Below are 23,044 nucleotides of genomic sequence, written 5' to 3'. Positions count from 1 at the left end.
TCCTAAACCCAGGTTAATCTTTTTCATCCGACACCACTCTACCGCTATTCACATAATAATCAAAATAAGGCCCAGTGGATACTCTAAATCGGCAGTACCCTGAGACGGGGCCTTGTGCGTTCGTCACTTCGGTATGTTGTGGCTCCTGATAAAACTCCGCTATCACGCGAAAGCCATCAACACGTGCTGGTAAATAAAGAATGCTTTGCCATAATGCTTCACAGCTTTCGCTAGTAGGCTCAACGTGAGGCCAGCCAGCGGGATCCATGCGCAATGGCTGTCTACCGCGCTCTTTGCCGCTATTATCATACTGAACCAGCATAATCATATTAGGCCTGCCTTCGGCCTGCCATTGCCAATGTGCATTAGTGACATTGCGGCCAAACTGTTGTGCCAAGGTGTGCATGATTTCCGCTTTAATGTTGGGTGATGCATTGTTGAAATAGACAATCGCCGCGGCCATCATGCCCAAAAACATCAGCACGATGATAATGTTGCTAAGCAAATTACGCTGGGTGTGTTCCGACAAATCGTTATTGTTCATCGTTATCCACCTTTGATCGCGCCCATCATGTCCCACATCGGCGTGAATATACCTAATGCAAGCACCAATACCATGCCAGCAACAATCACAATCAGGATCGGTTCGATCTTTGATGTCAGGCTCTTCAAGTCGTAATCGACCTCACGTTCATAATAACTGGCGGTTTCACCTAGCAATTCATCAACCCGGCCCGTTTCTTCGCCGACACTGATCATCTGCATAACCAGCGGCGTGAACAGCCCACTGGCTTGTGCCACGCGCGTCAGGTTTTCGCCGCGTTCAATAGAACGTCGCATCTCCAGTACTTTACTGGCCATAAACCGATTATTAACTGCATCGGCAACCAGATTAAGCGCAGTGGTTAATGGCACACCTGCACTTAACATCATGGCAAAGCTGCGCGCAAAACGCCCTAGCAAGGAGCGCTCTACAATGCTGCCCACGATGGGAATTTTTAACTTGATGCGATCCCATTTAAACGCGCCCTCTTCTGTTTTCAGATATTGCCTCACGCCCAGAAACAGGATGAGGATTGTGGCAACCAGATAGGGCCATTGGTTAATGAAGAAATCCGACATGCCCATCAAAAAGCGCGTCATTAACGGCAGCTCCGCGTCAAAGCGGGAAAACATGCCCGCAAACACCGGGATCACAAAAATGTTCATCACCACCAATGCAATCACCAATGCGACGATGACAAAGGTCGGATACCGTGTTGCGGCTTTGATTTGCTTGCGGGTTTCCTGTTCACGCTCCAAATATTCTGCCAGTTGCAGAAACGCTTTGTCCAACTGACCGGTGTTTTCACCCACGTGTACCACGCTGACAAACAACTGATTAAAGACCTCCGGGTGACGATGCATAGCCGCACTGAGGCTGCGGCCTCGCTCTAGTTGTTCGATAACATCGCGCAAGGCAATACGCATCCGCAGTGATGTCGTGCTATCAGCCAGGCCACCGACTGAGCGTAAAATAGGAATACCGGCTTTGGTTAACGAGTACAGCTGGCGTGAAAATATCACCAAGTCATCAAGGGTGACATTCGGCGTTAAAAAGTTCGCGGTTTCTTCTTGGTTAGCACGACCCGTCTCGCCAGCACCCATCCGGATTTCAATCGGAATAATATTTCGTGCAGACAGCATCCGGGCAGCGGTGGCTTCATCGCTCGCTTCAATGACGCCGGTGGTTTTTTCGCCATCCGATAGTCGACCCGTGTAACTGTATTTTGCCGCCACCCTAGATATCCTCCAGACTCAAACCCGACCCAGGCGACGCCGGTTTTTGTGGCTTTTCGTTGCTTTCATCAAGCGGCTCTGGCGCTGGCACATTGTCTAGATGCTGCGTATCGTCGGTGTCATATTCGACATCGCGCTCTGCGATGCGCTCGACCAGTTTGAGCACTTCTTCGACCGTGGTAATACCCATTTTGGCGTAAGTTAGCGCCGTGTGCGCCAATGGGCGATAGCTTTTATTCTGCAGAGCCGCTTGCGAGAACACTTCGGTGTTATCCGATTTCAGCGCCGTCATCATTTGCTCATTCATTTCAAGCAACTCAAACACACCAACACGGCCTCGATATCCGGTTTGATTACATTTTTGACAGCCTAACCCGCGCTTGAAACTGAATTGTGTCGCGTTCTCATCAATGTTGCCCAACCAAAATAACTCGTCTTCATCCGGTGTGTGTGAAACTGAACAGTTTTCGCAAATGCGTCTAACCAGGCGCTGAGCAATAATCGCTCGCAGTGACGTGGCGACCAAATATCCCGGTGCACCCATGTCCAATAAACGAATTGCACTGCTGATTGCATCGTTGGTATGCAGTGTGGATAGCACAAGGTGACCGGTTAAAGCGCCTCGTAAGCCGATCTCAACCGTTTCCCGGTCACGCATTTCGCCAACCATGATGATGTCGGGATCTTGCCGCAGGGTGGTACGCAGAATGCTGCTGAAGGTCAGATCAATCTTGGTGTTGACTTGCACCTGATTGATCCGAGGCAGGCGATACTCCACCGGGTCTTCCACGGTAATGATTTTCTTCGACGCCTGATTCAACTCACTCAACGCACCATACAAGGTCGTGGTTTTACCCGAACCTGTTGGCCCAGTGACCAGGATCATGCCATGCGGCCGTTGTAATAAACTACGCAGCCGTGCAAGCAGCGCATTAGGCATACCGGTTTGATCCAGTGTAAGGACGCCTGCAGATTGATCGAGTAAACGCATCACCACCGATTCACCGGCTTGGATTGGCATGGTCGATAAGCGCACATCGACACGATGCCCTTTCACCCTAACCTGCGTACGACCATCTTGCGGCAGGCGTTTTTCCGAGATATCCAAACCGGCCATAAGCTTCAGCCTCAGTACCAGCGCAGCAGCGATATTTTTTTCCTTGATCACTGTCTCTTGCAGTACGCCATCAACGCGCATTCTAATGCGCAATTGACTTTCGTCGGGCTCAATGTGGATATCAGAAGCTTTGGCCTGCACGGCATCTTCAAAAATCGACTGCAGTAGTTTTGCCACTGCCGTATCGTCACCACTTTCCAGCCCACCGGTCAGATCGAATTCGTCATCTGTCTGGTATTCTTCGGCCAGTTCTTGCGCGAAAGAGGCGATCTCTTCGGTTTTACGATAAAAATTATCGTATGCGTTAAATAGCTGTGACTCACTCACTACCGCCACTTTGACCGGTTTGGGTAGGATATCGTTGAGACTGTCGATCGCGGTCAAATCAGCCGGGTCGCTCATGCCGACCAGTAAACTGTCGCCAGCGTCTTCTAACACCAATGCCCGAAAACGGCGCGCCTGTATTTCTGGGAGTAAACGTACCGCGTTTGGGTCGACCCGATATTGGTCAATATCGATAAGCGGTACTTTCAGATGTTTAGATAAAAGTTCTAGCAGTTGTGCTTCGCTAACCAACTGCATCTCAATCAGTGTTGCCCCTAGCTTACGGCCTGATTTGCGTTGCTCACTGAGCGCTGCCATCAATTGATCGTCGGTGATCAGTTCCTGTTGAACAAGTAGATCGCCCAGTCGGAGTCGTTTAGGCTGGTTCATTGCGCCCCCATCAAAAGTGCTGCGCGTTGCTGGGCAAACTGATAAACATCGGGGCCGAGTTGGTCAAGCCGAGCAACCCGCTGATACGCCTCTAATGCCTGTGCCGGAAATGCCAGCCGCTCACTGGCAATGGCGACACCCAACCACCAGCGCGCGCTGTGAGGCTCTTCGTTCAACAGCGCCTGATAATCATTCAGTGCAACCGTGTATTCTCCTAACTGCTGCGCCAGTTGCGCACGATAAGCCCGATACTCTTGACTCATGTCAGACAACGGTTGTTCAGGATCTAGCACGGCAAATGCCGTATTTAACTCATTTTGCTGGCTGAGTAACCGCGCCAACATCAAGCGCATACTGGCGTCTTCAGGAAAACGAACAATGCCTTGTTCTAGCACAACCCGTGCCTCGGTAGCCTCGCTTCTTGCGAATAACATGGCCGCTAGCTTTTTGCGCGCCGCGATGTTTTCCGGCTCAGTATTGATTAACTTGCCCAGCAATTCGATCGCCAACGCCTCTTGACCGGCTTTTATCGCAACGGCCGCTTTCTCTCGCAACGATGGCGCACGCGAGACAGTGCTGGAACTGGATTTAGTAAAGGTTGCAGGGTTAGCCACACCTGAAGCTGATTGAGCACTGCGCGGTGGCGTAACGGGCTCAACCGTTACAGGCACCTCAACGATCACGGGCACTGAAGCGGTTTCGGTCTCGCTATCATCAAAAGTGACTGATGCTTCACGCGCCACAACCGGTTCATTTGTTGTGTCGGTTGGCACTACCGAGGTTGCAGTTTCTGGGACGGCTTCAGGCTCAGCCATCGTCTGCTCGGTTTCGTGCAGAACGACTTCGCGTGGAACGACCACTGCCATGGGCTTCGCTTTAACTGGCTCTGGCTCAGCCTGAGCGGTTGGCACCTGCGCAGCCGAAACGACATCGGCATTGCGTGTATCAGCGTTTAAGAACGGGTAAGCCAAATAGCCGGCTACCACCAGTAAGATTAACAGAAGCACGACAATCACCAGTGCCCAGCGCTGTTTGCGCTGCGATGCAACGGGCGGTTGATATACCGCTTGCCCGTCTGTTTTATCGCTATTTCGTTGCTCAAGATCTTTGAGCATTTGATTCACAACACTCATTTTGCATTCCAAGGGGCGTAGTAAATCGCCAATGTCAACGTCAGGCACGCGACCAATGCGAGCCCCCACCAGACCCAATGTTGTCCACCAGTAAAAGAACGGTCGACCGAATAGGCGGCTTCCGTATCCGCGATCGCTGCACGAATATCCTCGATGGAAACCTGTCGATGGCCTTTGCCATAGCTCAGCATCAACGCTTTGTGGCACAGCACATTCACAATACGTGGCGTACCTTTGCTTGCTTTGAACAGTAGCGCCGCACACTGACGATTAAACAGTTCGCCACCGGAATAACCCGACACGCGAAGCCGATGTTGCACGTACTGGTAGACCTGATCGGAATCCATTAACTTCAGCGAATACGAAAACGTAATACGCTGTTTGAGCTGGCGTAATTCGGGTAATCCCAACTTATCATCTAGCTCTGGTTGACCAAACAGCACAACCTGCAACAGCTTGCGCGATTCCGTTTCCAGATTCGTCATCAAGCGCAACGACTCGATGCTTTCTATCGGCAATGCCTGTGCTTCATCAATCATCAACACCACACTGCGTTGTTGCTGATGAATGTCAATTAAACGTTGTTGAATTCGCTGTGTGAACTCCTGTTGATCGGAGTTTTCAGTCAATTCAACACCCAGTTCAGCCGCCACAGAACGTCGCAGCTCCGCCGGCGACAAATACGGGTTGGGGATATAAGCTGACACAAAATGGTCGGGCAGCTCATTCAGGATTTTGCGACAGATAAGCGTTTTGCCAGTGCCCACTTCACCGGTCACTTTGATAAAACCTTCACCCGTTTTAAGCGCCGTCATCAAAACCTGCAAGGCCTCCTGATGACTGGGCAAGCCAAAAAAATACTGTGTATTTGGCGTTAACGTGAACGGCAACTCTCGAATGCCGAAGTGATAGAGGTACATACTCAGTCCACGTACAGCCAGTCAGCCATTTGCTCCTGACTCATCTGCAACTGTTGCGACCATGTGCCAGCACCGACCACGGTAGGCTTGAGCAAAATAATGAGCTCTTTTTTGGTTTCTTTGTCGCGACGATTTTTAAAAAGGTTGCCTAACAAGGGGATATCACCCAACAACGGTGTTTGCGAATTGACTTCCGTCATAGCGGTTTGCATTAAACCCCCAATCACGACAATTTCACCTGAATTGGCGCGGATAATAGTATCTGACTCACGGATCGTGCTCTGCGCTAGCGGTAACACAATTTGCTCCTGATTGAGCGTCACCACCTTTTCCTGTTCTTGCGTTTCGATGACCGACGGGTGAATGTGCAGCAGCACGCTACCCTTATCATCAATTTGTGGGGTTACATCAAGCGCAATACCGGAAAAGAAAGGCGTTAATTCGATATCAGGAACAACCGATGTAGTCGACGCGGTAATTGTGTTTTGGCTGGACACATCGGTGACAAAGTATTCATCATCACCGACTTTGATCACCGCTTTCTGATTGTTCGTTGCCGTTACACGAGGGCTAGACAGTACTTGTACATTGCCTTGCGTAGACAAGAGGGATAAAACGCCAGAGAAGTCTTTGTTTAAAAATGACAAGCTGGTCACACCGCCCAATGCTGCTGACACTTCATTGCCTAAATTACCGCCGCTGGTCGAAAACTCAAAGTCCGTGCTTCCGGCATGGGCAAGCACTTGATTCCAGTTGATCCCCTGTTGAAACTCATCATTTAATGAAACTTCCAAAATGCGCGCCTCTAACACCACCTGACGCTGTAGATTGGTTTCAGAAATCTGTAAATATTCTTTAATCGTAGCCAATTCATCGGGCATGGCACGCACGGTAACAAGACCTGCTTGCGGTGTTACAAACACCGAGCGCCCGCCCTCAGCGCCAATCATTGTCTGCAAGCTCGTTTGTAGCTCTTCCCAGAAATTAGTTTTGGTACTGGTACTGATCATCGTACCGTTTGCATTACTGCCTAAACCGCCCCCACCGAGGTTGTTGCTGTTCTGGCTATTGCCGCTGAAATTGTTAAACGAACTGTTGTTATTATTGCTGTTGCCCTGAGCCTGACTCACGCCGCCGCTGATCACGCTGGTTTGCGTGGAGCCGTCACGCTGCATGAGTAAGTAGTTAATGTTGAAGGTTTCAGTACGCATACCGGCAGGCCGCACGCGATACACATTGCCGCGACGTGTGACATCGAAGCCGTACAATTCACTGACCAAATCGACCACATCTTCCAAAGAAACCTGCTTGAGATTGAGGGAAATATCGCCACTTACCTCTGGGTGAATCGCAACGCTGTAGGGTGTATCATCAACCAGACCAGCAAAAAACGCTTTCGCATCAACACCTTGTGCATTGATGTCGTACTTCTCCGCACCAAACAACCCTGTTTGAGTCGGTCTCGGAGATGCCTGCAATGCTGCTGCGACCGCGCTGGGTAACGTATCCAGCGGGGCTGCCTTGGCGGCTGCTTCGGCAGCCTGTTCGGTGGCAACTTGTTCAGCTAATTGTTGTTGGAGTGTGCGCTCGACCGGACTTTCGGGTACCGATTGACATCCACTCAACGCAAGAGTGGTCGAAAAACCGAAAAGCATCGCAAGCGCTTTTTTGGACAGTGTTTTGTGTGCAAGCATATTAGAAAGTATCCGTTGCATTAGTCTTGACGTCACCCGAGGTGGTCAGTGTGAGTTCGCGCACATCTTTAGCGCCATTAGCGCTGTGTTCGACGACCACACTCGTTGAATTGACTTGTAGCACAAGCGCTCCCAAATGGCTTTCACCTTCATGAAGGCTAACGCCGTTGATCACCGCTCTGCGCGAATTATTGTGAATAAAAATAGCTTCCAGCATGAGCGGTTCGCCCGTCGCGGTATTGAGGTCGGCTACGGTACCGGTTGAATCCAGAGGCCGTGTAGGGTCGACGAGAGTTTTTGCATCAGCGGTAAACGCAAGCAACAGGAGAATGCCTATGCTAGTTATTTTTGGCATTGACGATAACATCCTATTTCACCCCCAAAAAGGCTTTGCTTGTGCTCAACGTAAACAACTCCAGCGTGATGGTCGCGTTAGGGTGCTCATCAACCTGGTAATCAAGTGAGCGCCAATAAATCTGCCACGGAAACCCTTCAACCGCTTTGAGGTAGTTAAGGATATCCGCATAATGGCCACTGAAAACAAACTGCACGCCATGCTGATACAAGGGTAAATCCGCATTGGCGGAGTCCGCAGCGAAAACGCTGGTGGGCGGTATGGAATTCATCTCCAGCAGGGAAATCTCACTGGCCTGCTGTAGCATTTGATCGATAACAACCGGCATTTGCTCTGCGGGCACCAGCTCGCGCATTGACGAACTAAAGGCTTGGTCAAGCGCATCAATTCGTTCATTCAGGGCATTAATGCGCGCTTGCAGCGCCTGATTTGGATCATCCTGCAATGCTTCCTGCAACAATAACACCTGCTGCTCAACGCCGTTCAGTTCTATCTTGGCATTCGCCAACTCCAACTCAACGCGATCGTTTTCTATCGATTGCGGTTCCACCACGAAGGTAAAACCGACAAATAAAATCAGCACAACAGCACTGATAACGACGAGATTTTTTTCTCGACTGCTCAGCGCCGTAAATTTGGTATCCAGCTCTCTTAACATTAGCCGCCCCCCGCTGGTGACGGTGCATTATCCGCCCGTGTCGCGGTTAAACTGAACATAATGTCGCCGTCAGTTCGGATCAACTTTGCTTCATCAAACGTCTTGCCACTAAAATACTCGGTTTGGCCTAGCTTGCCTAACCACTGTGGCACCGCTTCAGGCTTGAGTGTTTGCCCTTCGAAACGCATCGCTTGTTCAGACACCTGAATATGCGTTAGCCATAAGCTTTCGTGGTGTTGCTCAGCCAGCGCTTGCAGCATGACAGAGAATTGCGTGCCTTTTAGCACTTCACGAGCATCGAGCGCTGCTTTTAGGCGCTGCTTATCATCATAGGCCGTTTCCAGGCTGGCAAATAGCGCAAGCAACTTTGGATCTTCTTTTCGTGCCTGCAATTGCTGAGTTAACGAAGACACCAATTGCTTTTGCTGATCCAGATGCACCGACAGGCGTTCAAGCTCCTGCGCTGACTTTGCGCCACTCATGCTCAGGCCGATGCGAGCGCCAATCACCATCAGTAGTAGTAGCCCGCACAGGAATAACACTGAACCCAGTGTGAGCAACTCTAATTTAGGTTGATATTCAGGAAGGTAAAAATTGATGCGAGACTTCACGAGGCAACCCTCGCGCTGCTGTCTTGGATCACGCTCAGTGCCGTACCCACCGCACTTAAGAAAACTTTGGATGAATCAATGCTGTCAGCCACCTCAATACCCAGTTCAAACGGCTCTACATCCACTTGCATCAATGCACTGATTTGTTCAGCGATTGCAGCACTGTTGGATGCTTCGATGCCCATCAAAATCTTGCGCAATGGGGCTTGCCGTAATTGGCTTTCGAAATAATCCATGGAGCGTTGCAACTGCACCGACAGTGAATCCAGTACCCCCATCTGCAATTCTTCAACGGAAAAACTGCCAAGGTTTTCGAAGCCCTTTAGGGTTCTAGAGAAATATAATGCGCCACCTTTGATGATATTCAACTGAATCTCGTCACCAGCACGCTGCACAAGGGTCATCACCGGCTCGTCGGTAGAAGGCGTTAATTCACAGATTGCCATATCTTCGACGGTAATCGCATCCAACTTCAAACCCGCCTCTAACACCGCTGCGATCGTTGCATCAACATCTTCCTGATTAACCGCAACGATATTAATATTGTTGACACCAGAGGGCTGCGCCGGCGGATCGTAATAATCAAATACGGTAGAGTCACTATCAGCGCCGATCAACTCTTTAACCGGCCACTTAAGCGCCTGATGCATTTCTGCACTATCCACCTTGGGTTTTTCAACTTGATAAGTGCGGGTCAATTGGCCTGAAAAAGCCACCGCGCAAGGCGCAGCACCGACTTTGTGTTTGTCCACCCATTTTTCCAGTGCTTTACGCCACGAACCTACTGGCACCTCGTGATACAGCGCCACTTTGGGTTGACTCACTGGCCCGCTAAGCACACAGAAACATGCGGTATCGACACCCACGAAAACCCCGACGGACGCAAAGGGTGACTTCCGTTGAAACTTCGATTTTAAGTACTGTCGCCAGCCTATTCGCATTTTTATAATTATTGATTTGCAAGGTGTCTCAATTACACCAAAGATCAGTGCAACTTACCAGTAATAAAAACCCTCGTGATTACGAGGGTTTAGTCGTGGTTTTGCGGGCAATTTAGAACGGAATATCGTCATCAAAATCAAAGTCAGGCTCAGCCATGGGCGGTGGCTGATTATTCCCTTTCTGATTATTCTGCGCGGGCCGATTGTTAGGAGCCTGCTGATAGCCACCGGCATTTTGATTGCCTGCGTTTTGATTCTGAGGGCGCTGTTGATAACCGCCACCTTGGCCACCACCACTGTCGTTGCGACCACCCAGCATTTGCATTTGGTCAGCAATCACTTCGGTAGTGTACCGATCCTGACCTTGTTGATCCTGCCACTTACGGGTTTGCAGCTTACCTTCCAGATAAATCTGCGAGCCTTTCTTCAAGTACTCGCCAGCAATTTCCGCAAGGCGGCGATACATGGTGACTTTATGCCATTCTGTGCGTTCTTGCTGATTGCCTTGCTGATCTTTCCAGCTTTCACTGGTCGCGATACTGAGATTTGCCACTGCGTTACCATTGGGCATGTAGCGAACTTCAGGATCATTGCCCAGATTGCCCACTAAAATGACTTTGTTTACGCCTCTACTGGCCATAAATTGTTCTCCTAAATTAGCTATTCGCCAAGGCGTTGTGCGCCTCTTGCTCATTAAAGCTTGAGTTAACTTTGAGGTAAGCTACACGATCGACTAACGCGAGCTTAACATCCACAACGCCCCGCAAAGAAAGCAGAGTTTGCTGAATTTGTTTGGCATTTTCTGGCGCCGAATTGAGATTAAGTGTAACCCGTTTTAGCGGCTGATGACCATGACTATCAAACCGGAAAAATACGCTCAGCCACAAAACGCATGACATGCTCGCGACAGCATACAGCACTGACACGTCAAACCAACTGTTCAAAATACCAGACAATAAACCACCGGCAAAGGCGCCTAAAAATTGGAAACTGGCATAGATACCCATGGCTGAGCCTCGGCTACCGGCCGGTGCAATGATAGATACTAACGCAGGAAACCGCGCCTCCAAAAAATTAAACCCAGCAAAGAATAACGTCACCAACACCAGCAAAACCGGCAGCGAAGCCGATAAAAAAGCCAGCCCACAAAACACAACTGCCAACAGGCCAATCGCCAGTTGAAGCATCAGTCGTACCGAGCATCGTCGTGCTAAGGCCATCATGCCCACCAATAGCACCACAGAAACGCCAAAGATAGGCGCATACACCTGCCAGTGTTCAGACAAACTGACGCCTTGCTGAGTGAGTAGTACGGGTAGATGAACAAACACCATAGTAATCAACATATGCAGAAGCGCCACGCTAAGATTCAGTTTGAGTAGCGGTTTATGCATCAGTAGGTTCGCGAGGTCGTGCCGCTGCGGGAGTGTTTCACTGCTCGGTACCGATCGTGACGGTGTTGGTACAACGACGACGACCAATAAAGTTGCGATGCACGCCATGATAGCCGTCGCCCAGAACACACCTGAAAGCCCCGCGGTTGACGCAATAAAGGGACCCAATAGAATGGCAATGTAAAACGATAAACCAATGGAAATACCGATAATTGCCATGACTTTGGTTCTCTCGCTCGGGCGGCTACTGTCTGCCGCTAGCGCCATCACCGCGCCCGCGATGGCACCCGTTCCCTGAAGAATGCGCCCAACCACTAACCACAGCATGGAGTCGGCAAGTGCTGCTACAACACTGCCTATAGCAAACAACGCTAAACCAGCAATGATCACCGGTTTACGGCCAACACGATCAGACAGCATCCCCATTGGGATCTGCAACACGGCTTGCGTTAAGCCATAGCCTCCAATCGCTAGCCCAAGCATCAGCGGGCTGAACCCATCTAATTGAGCGGCGCTCACGGCAAGCACCGGCATGACCATGAAGAGGCCAAGCATTCGAGACATATAAACTGCCGCGAGGGAAAATGCGGCGCGAAATTCTGCTGCGTTCAACGTGACGTACTTTTATCCACCTGTTTACGGGCGGCGAAGTGTATCATATTTGGTTGATCTGGATATCGGTGAATGCGTAAACAAGTCAACATTTTCTTGGCGCAGTATGTCATACTGACCGTTTCGGTTCGCATAGAGTAAACATGGACAAAATTGAAGTACGTGGTGCTCGCACCCACAACCTAAAAAATATCAACATAACCCTTCCGCGCGACAAACTCATTGTGATCACGGGGCTGTCGGGTTCTGGCAAATCTTCACTGGCGTTTGACACGCTATATGCCGAAGGACAGCGGCGCTATGTTGAGTCTTTGTCGGCTTACGCGCGGCAATTTTTGTCAATGATGGAGAAGCCTGATGTTGATCACATTGAGGGTTTGTCTCCCGCGATTTCGATCGAACAGAAGTCGACTTCGCACAACCCTCGTTCGACCGTCGGTACCATCACCGAAATTTACGACTACTTGCGTCTTCTGTATGCCCGGGTTGGTGAACCGCGTTGCCCTGATCATGACACGCCGTTGAATGCGCAAACCATCAGCCAGATGGTCGATCGTGTACTGGCGCTTGATGAAGGCAGTAAACTGATGCTGCTTGCACCGGTAGTTCAAGAGCGTAAGGGTGAACATTTAAAAACACTGCAAAATCTATCCGCGCAGGGCTTTATTCGCGCTCGGATCGATGGAGAAGTGTGTGATTTGTCGGATCCTCCACCGTTAGATTTACACAAAAAGCACACCATCGAAGTGGTTGTTGATCGCTTTAAGGTACGGGATGACCTTCAGCTTCGTTTAGCGGAATCTTTCGAAACGGCACTGCAATTATCCGCTGGCACCGCCAAAATCGCTTACATGGACGAACCAGACCAACAGGAGCTGGTTTTTAGCGCTAATTTTGCCTGCCCACATTGCGGCTATAGCATTGCTGAGCTTGAGCCACGCTTGTTTTCATTCAATAACCCCGCCGGCGCTTGCCAAACCTGCGACGGGTTAGGTACACGTCAGTTTTTTGATCCTGACCGGGTGGTCAGTAACACAGAATTGAGCTTATCCGGTGGTGCCATTCGAGGCTGGGATAAACGCAGCTATTATTATTTCCAAATGCTTCAGGCCGTTGCTGACCATTATAAATTTGACTTGCTTAAACCCATCGAAGAACTCCCTAAATCAGCGATGGATGTGGTTTTGTATGGCTCCAAAGGCAAATCACTGAAATTTAAATACATTAATGACCGCGGCGATGTGATGGAGCGCAATCATCCGTTTGAAGGCATTATCCCCAATATGGAACGTCGCTACCGGGAAACAGAGTCCAATGCGGTGCGCGATGAGCTGTCTAAATATCTCAGTCACCAGCCGTGTTCCAGTTGTGGTGGTTCACGATTGCGCCTCGAAGCACGAAACGTGTTTATTAACGAGGTTAATTTGCCAGTGGTTGCTGAAAAGTCGATCGCTGAAGCATTCTCATTTTTCGAAAACCTGTCACTGACAGGCCAACGGGCTCAGATAGCTGAAAAAATCCTCAAGGAAATCAAAGATCGCCTTGGATTTCTGGTTAACGTCGGTTTGAATTACTTATCGCTCTCACGTTCAGCTGATACGTTGTCGGGCGGCGAGGCACAACGAATTCGTCTGGCCAGTCAAATTGGCGCGGGTTTGGTCGGCGTGATGTATGTGTTGGACGAACCGTCCATAGGATTGCACCAGCGCGATAACGAGCGCTTGTTGAAAACATTGACTCATCTTCGCGATCTCGGTAACACCGTGATCGTTGTCGAACATGACGAGGATGCCGTACGAGAAGCTGATTACATCGTCGATATCGGCCCGGGCGCGGGAGTGCATGGTGGCGAAATCATTGCTCAGGGCAAACTTGAGGATATTTTGAAAAGTGAGCGCTCACTGACAGGCGCATACCTTTCTGGCCGGGAAAAAATTGATATACCTTCGTCGCGAGGTCAAGCGAAAGACAACCTTTTTGTGAATATTGAAGGGGCCAGTGGTAATAACTTGCAGGATGTCTATTTACGCGTACCGTTAGGGTTAATGACCTGTATTACCGGCGTATCCGGGTCCGGCAAGTCCACGCTTATCAATGATACATTTTATAAAATTGCGCATCGGGAATTGAATGGCGCGACGACCGGCGAGCCAGCACCGCACAAGTCAATTAGTGGGCTGGAGCACCTTGATAAAGTCGTCGACATCGATCAAAGCCCCATTGGGCGAACACCGCGGTCTAACCCTGCCACATATGCTGGAATCTTTACGCCAATTCGAGAACTGTTTGCGGGCACTCAGGAATCGCGTTCGCGCGGCTACAAAGTTGGGCGCTTTAGTTTCAACGTGAAAGGCGGGCGATGTGAAGCCTGTCAGGGCGATGGTGTGATCAAGGTTGAAATGCACTTTTTGCCTGATGTGTATGTACCCTGCGATGTGTGTAAAGGAAAGCGCTATAACCGCGAGACACTTGAGATCCGCTATAAAAATAAAAACATTCACGAAGTGCTCGAAATGACCGTTGAAGATGCGCGTGAATTTTTCGACGCTATCCCCTCTATAGCACGTAAACTGCAAACGTTGATGGATGTTGGCTTGTCCTATATTCGCTTGGGTCAGGCCGCTACCACCTTGTCGGGTGGTGAGGCACAACGCGTGAAGCTGGCCAGAGAGCTGTCGAAACGCGATACGGGCCAAACCTTGTATATTTTGGATGAACCCACAACGGGCTTGCATTTTCATGACATTAAGCAGTTATTAGTTGTGTTACATCGTCTTCGTGATCATGGCAATACCGTGGTGGTGATTGAGCATAATCTGGATGTGATTAAAACCGCTGACTGGATTGTTGATTTAGGGCCTGAAGGCGGCTCAGGCGGTGGTAAAATCATCGCTGAAGGAACGCCCGAGCATGTGAGTACCTGTGAGGGTTCTTATACAGGTCACTTCCTGAAACCCATGCTAAAACAAAAATAAGGAGCATTATGCTAACAGACACGTTTAATGTCCGGTTTTACGAAACTGATGCCCTGCGCCATGTCAGTAATACGGTCGTGGTTGGCTGGTTTGAAACGGCACGAGAGCCTATTTTCAAGTTTTTTACGCCGACGTTGGACTTAGACAATTGGCCGCTCATTTTAGCCAGTTACAAGGTCGACTTTTTAAAGCAGCTTTTTTACGGTCAGCCCGTCACGATTAAAACCTGGGTAAGTCGCATCGGTAAAAGCTCCTTTGATGTTTATCAAGAGGTGTGGCAACGTGACGAGTGTTGCGCTTCTGGCAGCACAACGATGGTGCATTTCGATTATCAGGCGCAGCGATCCTGCCCGATTGAAGGCGAGATTAAACAACAATTGGAGACGCACTTAAAGGAGACCGAGCATGAATGATATGGACCGATTCGATTCGCCGCCCGATTTCATTGAGGTGATTGATGATGCGCTGCCTGCTGAGCTATGCGACGACATTATCGCGGCGTTTGACAGTAGCCCAAATAAAACTCCAGGTCACACTGGCGGCGGCGTTGATACTGAACGTAAAAAGAGCACCGATGTGTCTTTCAGTCAGCAAAGCGAGTTTGCCCCTTTGTTTCAGCGCGTGATGCAATCTACTGGCGAACATCTTCTCAAGTACGTTGAAAAATATCACTTTGCACTGATTGGGCCGCTCGGATTAACCGTGGCTCATCCCGACACGCAGCAACCGATTCGATTGACAGACGCCAATTTTGAAGAAGTCGGCAAGCCAAGCCTGCGTAATCTGGTTAACTACCTGTTCCGTATCGGCGAAGTTAACGCGCAACATTACGCAGCGAACGATGGCGGCTACCCTTACTGGCATTCGGAAGTCTACCCGCAAGCGCCTCACAACGAGGCATTGCACCGAACCATGCTGTTTATGTTCTACCTAAATGATGTGAGTGAAGGTGGCACCACTGATTTTGTTTACCAGAACCGGTCGATTCAGCCGAAAAAAGGTCGTATGGTGATAGCGCCAGCGTACTTTACCCACACCCATCGAGGCTCAATGCCGATCAGTAACGACAAATACATTCTGACATCGTGGGTGTTGTTTAACCGCGCTGAGCAGATCTACACGCCGCCAAAACAATGAGCTGATTTGAATTTGAGCATTTAAAAAGGGGCTGTTCTGCCCCTTGTTACTTTCACCATACCAACGATACGATCTAGTATTTAAACTGACCCATAATGCGGATGAACTCTTTCGAGAGTTGCGCCAACTCTGTGCTGACTTCGCTTAACTGACTGGAGCTTTTCGCCGTGTCATGGGTGCGATTATTGATTTCATCAACATTGGAACTGATGCTATCGGCAACCGTTTGTTGCTCACCGGTAGAGCTGGCGATGAGGTCGTTCATTTGCGTAATTTTCGCGATGGTTTGATTAATCACCGCAAGGCTTTCGCCCGCTTTATTGGCCTCTTCAACGCTGATGGTGGCTTGTTCAGTTCCTTTGCCCATTACCGTTACTGCAGAGCGCGCAGCCGTCTGTAGCTGCTCAATCGTTGCCTGAATTTCCTCAGTCGATTTTTGTGTGCGTGAGGCCAGAGTACGTACCTCATCGGCGACCACTGCGAACCCACGCCCCTGTTCACCGGCGCGGGCAGCCTCGATGGCTGCGTTAAGTGCAAGCAAGTTAGTTTGCTCGGCAATCCCTTTAATCACATCAAGCACAACACCCACCTGATTTGAATCGGACTCAAGCTTGCGGATCACTTCTGCCGTTTCTTCAACGCTGTTTGCCAAGGTCTGAATACTACTGACAGTGGAATTAACCACGCGCTGACCATCGCTGGCAGCATTGGAAGCGTCGCTGGCCGCACTGGCCGCTTCAGACGCGCTGCTGGCAACAGAGTTAACACTTGATGTCATATTGTCTACCGCTGTTTTCGCATCAGAGGCTGAGCGCTGCTGGGCAGAAATCGTTAGCTGCGTTTGGTCAGACACTGAATTTAGATTCTGCGCCAGATTAGCCAAGGGCATTGAAGATTCAGAAATTTCCCGCACCACATTTTGCAGCTTCGCGACGAACTGGTTAAACCAATACACCAAATCACCAATTTCATCTTTATTGGCCGTTTGGATACGCACCGTGAGGTCACCGTCTTCTTCAGCGATATCTTTCAACGATTTCACCACATCAACGATGCTACTGCGTAGAGAAATGACGATCGGCACGGCGGTGGCGAATAACACAATGGTAGTGGCAATCCCCATGATGACGCCGGTGGTGATCAACGCTTGCGCCGCTTCATTGCTCTCGGAGATGGCACTTTCAAATGCCGCTAAGCGCGCGTCGCTAAACGCATCCAATCGTCTGGTCGCATTATCAAACGCGGAATTCATTTGTTCTGACTGCGCTGCCAATCGACTGAAATCAGCGGTACCGTCAATCATCGACTGACTCACCGTAAAGGCAGTTGAGTAATACTGCTCGAACAGGTCCAGAATCGCGGAGGATTCAGCGCGCAAGGCAGGGTCGACGTTACCAATTTCACTCAGCTTTTGCGTTGTCACAGCGGCTAACTCCTCGGCTTTGCTCAGCGACTCTTCGTCGCCTGTGGTGACCGCCGCACTTAATGTACCGCGCACATTCTCCATATTCACAAGGGCTTCGCGAGATGCCAGCAACGCAGGAAACTGAACTCCCCTGGCATCTTCCAGCAGCCTGACGTTGTTCAGTGCCGTTGATGATGTTAGACCCAGGTAAATTAAAAACCCGATAGTCCCAATGATTGGGATTAGGTAGAGCTTTTGAGCAATAGACAGGCGTGACAGAAAATTCATAAGTACCCTAATTTATTATTTGCCAACGTGATTACGTAAACCAGTTGCGATACAGTCTGCGTGTTTACGGATAAACACGTGGCCGTTATTATCCATCAAACGGTGTAACGTCAATTCCATCTAAAGTGTAGCCAACCGTCGCGATATCTCCACTCCAGCCGTCAGTCGACAGGATCCCAGATACCCAAACAGCGTCATATAAGTTATCTATCGGCACGCCATCGTTAAATTTTACATAAACAATCTGATTCGATGGTGGAGGCGGCACGTGAATACAGGCGCCAAAATACGGTACCAACAAAAACTCCGTCGTTTCAGTGGCAGTGCCTTCAAGAGGAACCACGAACCCAGGGATCTTGACTTTCTTCCCGTTGTAGCGCTCGACAACCGGTGCATCAGGCATTGCTTGCGACATGCTTCCATCGTGATTGATGGGCACTTCAGGGATGGTAAAATCCTCTGGCGCTAAATCTTCCCAGTACACTTCTTCAGCAGGCGCTGCATGAATACAGCAGCTGCAGATCATGAGAAGCATCGCGCTAACTACTTGCCGTTGCCGCATGATAGACCTTGTTTGACTCATAATAATGATACTTTTACTCAGGTTACCAGTTGGGTGACATAATTGTAAATTTAAATTCTGTGCAAAAAAAAGCCCGCTAGACGGGCCTTTTAACAAATCTCTCAGCCTTCGTTAAGCCGACGCTTCGAAACGTTCCACGCTAGTGGTAATTTCATCTTTAGCCGCCTGGGCATCACCCCAACCTTCAATTTTCACCCATTTGTTAGGCTCAAGGTCTTTATAGTGCGCGAAAAAGTGTTCAATTTGCTTCAACAACAGCGGCTGTACATCCTCGATTTTATGCACATCGCGATAAATGGTTGACAGTTTATCGATTGGCACGGCAAGTACTTTTGCATCCTGACCCGATTCATCCGTCATATTCAACACACCAATCGGGCGTACTTTGATCACCGAGCCACTTAAGAGTGGGAATGGCGTAATGACCAATACATCAACCGGGTCGCCATCGTCAGATAAGGTGTTGGGCACATAGCCGTAGTTTGTTGGGTAGTGCATACAGGTTGCCATGAAACGATCGACGAACATGGCGCCGGAATCTTTGTCAACTTCGTATTTGACCGGGTCTGCATGCGCAGGTATTTCGATGATTACGTTAACTTCGTCAGGCAGTTTTTTGCCTGCTGGCACCATGTTTAAGCTCATAAGTGTTCCTTTACAATAGGTTGAGAAGCGAGTTTTGGGCGCAATTATACGGCATTGCGCCCAAAATTGAATGGTCTTGAGCTCTTAATCACCATGCCCGGCATTTACGCTTTGGGGTAGTAGCTCAGGCACGTCTCAATTTCTTCTTTTGAGCCTAACAGAACAGGTACTCGCTGATGTATCTCGGTCGGCATGACTTCCATAATTCTGCCGGAGCCCGTATCAGCCAAGCCACCCGCTTGCTCCATCAAAAACGCCATTGGATTCGCTTCATACAATAAACGCAGCTTACCCGGAATAGCAGGGTTACGTTTATCAAACGGATACGCAAATATGCCGCCACGGCAGAGTACACGGTGAATGTCGCCGACCATAGCCGCCACCCAGCGCATGTTGTAATCTTTCTCGCGAGGACCTTCCTTTCCGGCGATCAAATCTGCCACGTAGCGCTGGATAGGCTCTTCCCAATGACGCTGATTCGATGCATTGATGGCAAATTCGCTGGTTTGCTCTGGTACTTTGATATCAGCTTGCGTTAAAAGGAAGCCACCGTGAGTTTTATCCAGCGTGTATAAATGGGTGCCACGGCCTGTGGTCATCGCGAGCATAGTTGAGGGGCCATACAGTACATAGCCAGCCGCTACCATTTGTGTTCCGGGCTGCAAAAATGCAGATGGATCATCTGGTTGCATCCACTGCGGAGCATGGGTAATAGAAAAGATTGTACCAATGAGGCTATTGATTTCAGTGTTCGATGAACCGTCCAGCGGGTCGAAGCTCACTAAATACTTCCCTTCAGGGTTGCAGGCGACAACATCATCCTCTTCTTCGGACGAGATTGCCTTCACGTAGCCCGAATCACGCAGGGTATCTTTCAAAATTTGATTGGAAATAACATCCAGCTTTTTTTGCGTTTCCCCCTGCACGTTTTCACTCAGCGTCGAGCCTAATACGCCAGCAAGTGCGCCCTGACTAACGCGGAAAGAGATTTCCTTGCAGCCTGCCAGTAAGGTACGGATCAACAAAATAAGTTCGAGTGGAGCACCATCATGCTGAAGTTGAGAATTGAGTCGTTTCATGAGTTTAAACTGACCTTTTGTGTAGAGTGTTTCAATTATTATTTTCGTGTAGGTAAAGTGCCCAGCTTTCACTGGCCAACATTGTTTAAAGTGTAACCTTGTTGCCTGCAATGTTAAATCTGTTATTCGCCCACTACGCGGGTTCTGATAAAGTAGCGCCAGAGAAATCAGCAAAAGACAGGTTATGCACGTACATATTTTAGGGATTTGCGGCAGTTTTATGGGAGGCATTGCCGCCATCGCCAAATCATTAGGCCATCACGTTACCGGTTCCGATCGTAATGTTTACCCGCCCATGTCGACGCAATTGATGGATCTCGGCATCAAGCTGACTGAAGGCTACGATCCGACTCAGTTTGAACCCACTCCCGATATTGTGATCATCGGCAATGCTATGGCGCGTGGCAACCCTGCCGTCGAATATGTGCTTAATCGCAATTTACCTTACACCAGTGGCCCTCAGTGGCTTTTGGATAACCTACTCAAAGATCGTTGGGTACTCGGCGTTGCGGGGACGCATGGAAAAACAACCACCTCTAGCATGGTTGCATGGATTTTGGATTTTGTGGGTTTAAACCCCGGCTTTCTGATTGGTGGCATTCCTCAGAACTTTGGCATTTCCGCAAGGAGCGGCACGACGCCATTTTTTGTGATTGAGGCCGATGAATACGACAGTGCCTTTTTCGACAAACGCTCGAAATTTGTCCACTATCGTCCAAGAACACTAATTCTTAATAATCTCGAATTTGACCATGCTGATATTTTTCCCGACCTCAGCGCCATCCAGCGTCAGTTTCATCATTTGGTCAGAAGCGTACCCGGCAATGGCTTGATTATACGTCCAAATAACGATCACAACTTACAGGATGTCATCAACCAAGGCTGCTGGAGCGAGCAACAGCAATTAGGTAGCCATTGGGACTACACCTTACTGAATAAAGACGGTAGCCATTTCGTCGTGCTAAATGAAGGAGTGCCATGCGGTGAAGTGAAGTGGGATCTGATCGGTGATCACAACGTCAAAAACGGCATGATGGCCATCGCAGCCGCGCATCATGCCGGTGTCAAAACTACCGATGCTGTAGCCGCTTTATGTGCATTCAAAAATGTGAAGCGCCGTATGGAAGTCAAAGGTCAGGTAGGTCATACCCGTGTCTATGATGATTTTGCTCACCACCCGACGGCCATTAAGACCACGCTGAATGGTCTGCGGGAACGTGTTGGCGATGAGCGTATTATTGCGGTTCTGGAGCCTCGTTCACACACCATGAAGATGGGCGTGCACAAGGCCGACTTAGTGGATGCTTGGCGAGCCGCAGACGAGGTATTTCTCTATATGGCGGACAATGTGTTGTGGCGTATCGATGAGATTGGCGATATTAATGGTCCCCCCTTACGGGTTTTCACCAGTGTTGATGAACTTGTTGAAGCGGTTGTGCGTAGTGAGCATGCTGTTGCAGACGTTCCACCGGGTACTCCGGAGTCACTGAACGTGCCGCAGCAGCATATCTTAGTCATGAGTAACGGTGGATTCGAAGGGATCCACGGCAAACTCTTAGCGCAGTTGGGGAAATCCGAATGACAGGTAAACGCATTACGTTGGCTATCACTGGCGCATCGGGTGCGCCTTATGCTCTGCGTTTATTAGCGCAGTTGCTAGCGGCCGACTACACCGTATTTGTATTAATGTCGTCTGCAGCTCGAGTAGTCTTTGCGACAGAAGAAAATCTGAAAATTCCGGCCGGGGCAGACAACGCAACAACATGGTTTTCAGACCATTTTAAAGCAAAACCGGGACAATTGATTGTGTGCGGCAAAGACGACTGGTTTTCGCCAGTTGCGTCGGGATCGTCGGCCCCTCAGCAAATGATTATTTGCCCATGCTCAACGGGAACATTGTCCGCAGTAGCGCGAGGCGCATGCGATAACTTAATTGAACGCGCTGCGGATGTCGTGATTAAAGAAAAAGGGCAGTTGATCGTTGTGCCCCGAGAAATGCCACTATCCACAATTCATCTAGAAAATATGCTCGCGCTAAGCCGTTTGGGCTGCACGATAATGCCGGCGGCACCGGGCTTTTACCATCAACCTGAATCAATTTCAGATTTGATCGATTTTGTGGTGGCCCGCATTCTCGATCATCTATCCATTCCACAAACATTAGTGGGGCGCTGGGGCTACGCGCCATCGGTCTGATACGGGATTTTATATGAGACTTTTTATTCTTTTAACCTCGTTAGCCAGTCTGCTGCTGGTGAGCACACAGGTTTCGGCGTGGGGTCAGATTGGCCATCGCATTACCGGTAAAATTGCTGAGCAGTATTTGTCTGAATCGGCAAAAAATGCCGTCCAACAATTGTTACCGAATGAATCTTTGGCCGAAGCCTCTACCTACGCTGATGAAATGCGTTCAAACCCTGATGATTTTTGGCAAAACGTGGCCGGGCCGTACCACTACGTGACTGTGCCAGTGGGCAAACACTACCATGAAGTCGGTGCGCCAGAACAAGGCGACAGCGTGACCGCGCTTGCAACGTTTAAAGATGTGCTTCTGGACGAGCAAAGTAGCCGGGCAGATAAGCAACGTGCGTTACGCTTTATCGTGCATATTATTGGTGATTTACACCAGCCGTTGCACGCCGGTAATGGCACTGATCGTGGCGGCAATGACGTCAAAGTTCGCTTTTTCTGGGAAGACTCAAATTTACACCGCGTGTGGGATTCGGGACTGCTGGATCGACGTCAGTTGTCTTACTCCGAATGGTCTGAATGGTTGTCTGCGAAGATTGAGCCACAAGATGTCACTCAATGGTCTAACACCGATCCACACGTTTGGATTGCTGAAAGCACAGCGATTCGCGATACCGTTTATCCTGACAATGCGAATGACTTAAGTTGGGACTACTTGTATGAGCATTTGCCGACAGCCACCTTACGTTTACAACAGGCGAGCGTGCGCATTGCAGCCTATCTCAATGCGCTTTATGCACAACCTGCCGAATAG

22 protein-coding genes are annotated in these 23,044 nt (G+C 49.6%); 6 read left to right on the top strand and 16 right to left on the bottom strand.

What is annotated here, in order from left to right; all coding sequences use genetic code 11:
- Nucleotides 1-13 precede the first annotated feature (13 nt).
- From KIU71_RS10650 to KIU71_RS10595, 12 genes are all read right to left on the bottom strand, one after another.
- Complete coding sequence (locus KIU71_RS10650; protein ID WP_214131254.1) at nucleotides 14-544, bottom strand: hypothetical protein; 531 nt, start codon at nucleotides 542-544, stop codon at nucleotides 14-16.
- Between the two features lie 2 nt (nucleotides 545-546).
- Nucleotides 547-1,779, bottom strand: a complete 1,233-nt coding sequence (locus tag KIU71_RS10645; protein ID WP_315853278.1) for a type II secretion system F family protein — start codon at nucleotides 1,777-1,779, stop codon at nucleotides 547-549.
- A gap of 1 nt (nucleotide 1,780) precedes the next feature.
- On the bottom strand, nucleotides 1,781-3,610 hold the full coding sequence (locus KIU71_RS10640) for a GspE/PulE family protein (RefSeq protein ID WP_214131253.1): 1,830 nt from the start codon (nucleotides 3,608-3,610) through the stop codon (nucleotides 1,781-1,783).
- Entirely contained in the window at nucleotides 3,607-4,743 is a 1,137-nt protein-coding gene (locus KIU71_RS10635) for a tetratricopeptide repeat protein (protein ID WP_214131252.1), read from the bottom strand. Before KIU71_RS10635 ends, KIU71_RS10640 begins: the two co-directional genes overlap by 4 nt.
- On the bottom strand, nucleotides 4,740-5,663 hold the full coding sequence (locus KIU71_RS10630; protein ID WP_214131251.1) for an ExeA family protein: 924 nt from the start codon (nucleotides 5,661-5,663) through the stop codon (nucleotides 4,740-4,742). The genes KIU71_RS10635 and KIU71_RS10630 overlap by 4 nt, the downstream gene beginning before the upstream one ends.
- 2 nt (nucleotides 5,664-5,665) lie before the next feature.
- Entirely contained in the window at nucleotides 5,666-7,318 is a 1,653-nt protein-coding gene (mshL, locus tag KIU71_RS10625) for a pilus (MSHA type) biogenesis protein MshL (RefSeq protein WP_214131403.1), read from the bottom strand.
- 40 nt (nucleotides 7,319-7,358) lie between these two features.
- Entirely contained in the window at nucleotides 7,359-7,712 is a 354-nt protein-coding gene (locus KIU71_RS10620) for a hypothetical protein (protein WP_214131250.1), read from the bottom strand.
- Between the two features lie 13 nt (nucleotides 7,713-7,725).
- On the bottom strand, nucleotides 7,726-8,370 hold the full coding sequence (gene gspM / locus KIU71_RS10615; protein ID WP_214131249.1) for a type II secretion system protein GspM: 645 nt from the start codon (nucleotides 8,368-8,370) through the stop codon (nucleotides 7,726-7,728).
- On the bottom strand, nucleotides 8,370-8,981 hold the full coding sequence (locus KIU71_RS18045) for a PilN domain-containing protein (protein WP_214131248.1): 612 nt from the start codon (nucleotides 8,979-8,981) through the stop codon (nucleotides 8,370-8,372). The genes gspM and KIU71_RS18045 overlap by 1 nt, the downstream gene beginning before the upstream one ends.
- Nucleotides 8,978-9,805, bottom strand: coding sequence for an MSHA biogenesis protein MshI (locus KIU71_RS10605; RefSeq protein WP_214131247.1), 828 nt, complete (start codon nucleotides 9,803-9,805; stop codon nucleotides 8,978-8,980). The genes KIU71_RS18045 and KIU71_RS10605 overlap by 4 nt, the downstream gene beginning before the upstream one ends.
- Before the next feature lie 229 nt (nucleotides 9,806-10,034).
- Nucleotides 10,035-10,562: a single-stranded DNA-binding protein gene (gene ssb / locus KIU71_RS10600; protein ID WP_214131246.1), complete on the bottom strand. Its 528-nt coding sequence runs from the start codon at nucleotides 10,560-10,562 to the stop codon at nucleotides 10,035-10,037.
- A 16-nt stretch (nucleotides 10,563-10,578) separates the two neighbouring features.
- Entirely contained in the window at nucleotides 10,579-11,928 is a 1,350-nt protein-coding gene (locus tag KIU71_RS10595) for an MFS transporter (protein ID WP_214131245.1), read from the bottom strand.
- A gap of 143 nt (nucleotides 11,929-12,071) precedes the next feature.
- On the opposite strand from KIU71_RS10595, the gene uvrA reads away from it, so the two are divergent.
- The 3 genes from uvrA to KIU71_RS10580 are packed head-to-tail and all read left to right on the top strand — an operon-like array spanning nucleotide 12,072 to nucleotide 16,040.
- The gene (gene uvrA, locus KIU71_RS10590; RefSeq protein WP_214131244.1) at nucleotides 12,072-14,903 is read left to right on the top strand and encodes an excinuclease ABC subunit UvrA; all 2,832 of its coding nucleotides are present in this window, start codon (nucleotides 12,072-12,074) and stop codon (nucleotides 14,901-14,903) included.
- An 8-nt stretch (nucleotides 14,904-14,911) separates the two neighbouring features.
- Entirely contained in the window at nucleotides 14,912-15,316 is a 405-nt protein-coding gene (locus KIU71_RS10585; protein ID WP_214131243.1) for an acyl-CoA thioesterase, read from the top strand.
- Complete coding sequence (locus KIU71_RS10580; RefSeq protein WP_250207436.1) at nucleotides 15,309-16,040, top strand: 2OG-Fe(II) oxygenase; 732 nt, start codon at nucleotides 15,309-15,311, stop codon at nucleotides 16,038-16,040. The genes KIU71_RS10585 and KIU71_RS10580 overlap by 8 nt, the downstream gene beginning before the upstream one ends.
- Before the next feature lie 73 nt (nucleotides 16,041-16,113).
- Here KIU71_RS10580 and KIU71_RS10575 read toward each other — a convergent pair whose 3' ends face one another.
- The 4 genes from KIU71_RS10575 to KIU71_RS10560 form a co-directional block, all read right to left on the bottom strand.
- On the bottom strand, nucleotides 16,114-17,733 hold the full coding sequence (locus KIU71_RS10575) for a methyl-accepting chemotaxis protein (protein ID WP_214131242.1): 1,620 nt from the start codon (nucleotides 17,731-17,733) through the stop codon (nucleotides 16,114-16,116).
- A gap of 88 nt (nucleotides 17,734-17,821) precedes the next feature.
- Nucleotides 17,822-18,316 carry a DUF3299 domain-containing protein gene (locus KIU71_RS10570; RefSeq protein ID WP_390881852.1) on the bottom strand — a complete coding sequence of 165 codons (495 nt, stop codon included), beginning with the start codon at nucleotides 18,314-18,316 and terminating at the stop codon, nucleotides 17,822-17,824.
- Between the two features lie 111 nt (nucleotides 18,317-18,427).
- Nucleotides 18,428-18,961, bottom strand: a complete 534-nt coding sequence (ppa, locus tag KIU71_RS10565; protein ID WP_214131241.1) for an inorganic diphosphatase — start codon at nucleotides 18,959-18,961, stop codon at nucleotides 18,428-18,430.
- A 104-nt stretch (nucleotides 18,962-19,065) separates the two neighbouring features.
- Nucleotides 19,066-20,040: a class 1 fructose-bisphosphatase gene (locus KIU71_RS10560; protein WP_214131240.1), complete on the bottom strand. Its 975-nt coding sequence runs from the start codon at nucleotides 20,038-20,040 to the stop codon at nucleotides 19,066-19,068.
- 184 nt (nucleotides 20,041-20,224) lie between these two features.
- On the opposite strand from KIU71_RS10560, the gene mpl reads away from it, so the two are divergent.
- From mpl to KIU71_RS10545, 3 genes are read left to right on the top strand one after another with little or no spacing between them, the layout of a single operon-like run.
- Complete coding sequence (gene mpl, locus KIU71_RS10555) at nucleotides 20,225-21,622, top strand: UDP-N-acetylmuramate:L-alanyl-gamma-D-glutamyl-meso-diaminopimelate ligase (protein ID WP_214131239.1); 1,398 nt, start codon at nucleotides 20,225-20,227, stop codon at nucleotides 21,620-21,622.
- Entirely contained in the window at nucleotides 21,619-22,236 is a 618-nt protein-coding gene (locus KIU71_RS10550) for a flavin prenyltransferase UbiX (RefSeq protein WP_214131238.1), read from the top strand. The genes mpl and KIU71_RS10550 overlap by 4 nt, the downstream gene beginning before the upstream one ends.
- A 13-nt stretch (nucleotides 22,237-22,249) precedes the next feature.
- A complete protein-coding gene (locus KIU71_RS10545; protein WP_214131237.1) occupies nucleotides 22,250-23,044 on the top strand; it encodes a S1/P1 nuclease in 795 nt (264 codons plus the stop codon).

The sequence above is a fragment of the Alteromonas oceanisediminis genome (assembly GCF_018474025.1).
GTDB classification, from domain to species: Bacteria; Pseudomonadota; Gammaproteobacteria; order Enterobacterales; family Alteromonadaceae; genus Alteromonas_E; species Alteromonas_E oceanisediminis.
The sequence above is the reverse complement of the archived record's forward strand: the minus strand, read 5'-3'. Positions and strand labels throughout refer to the sequence as shown.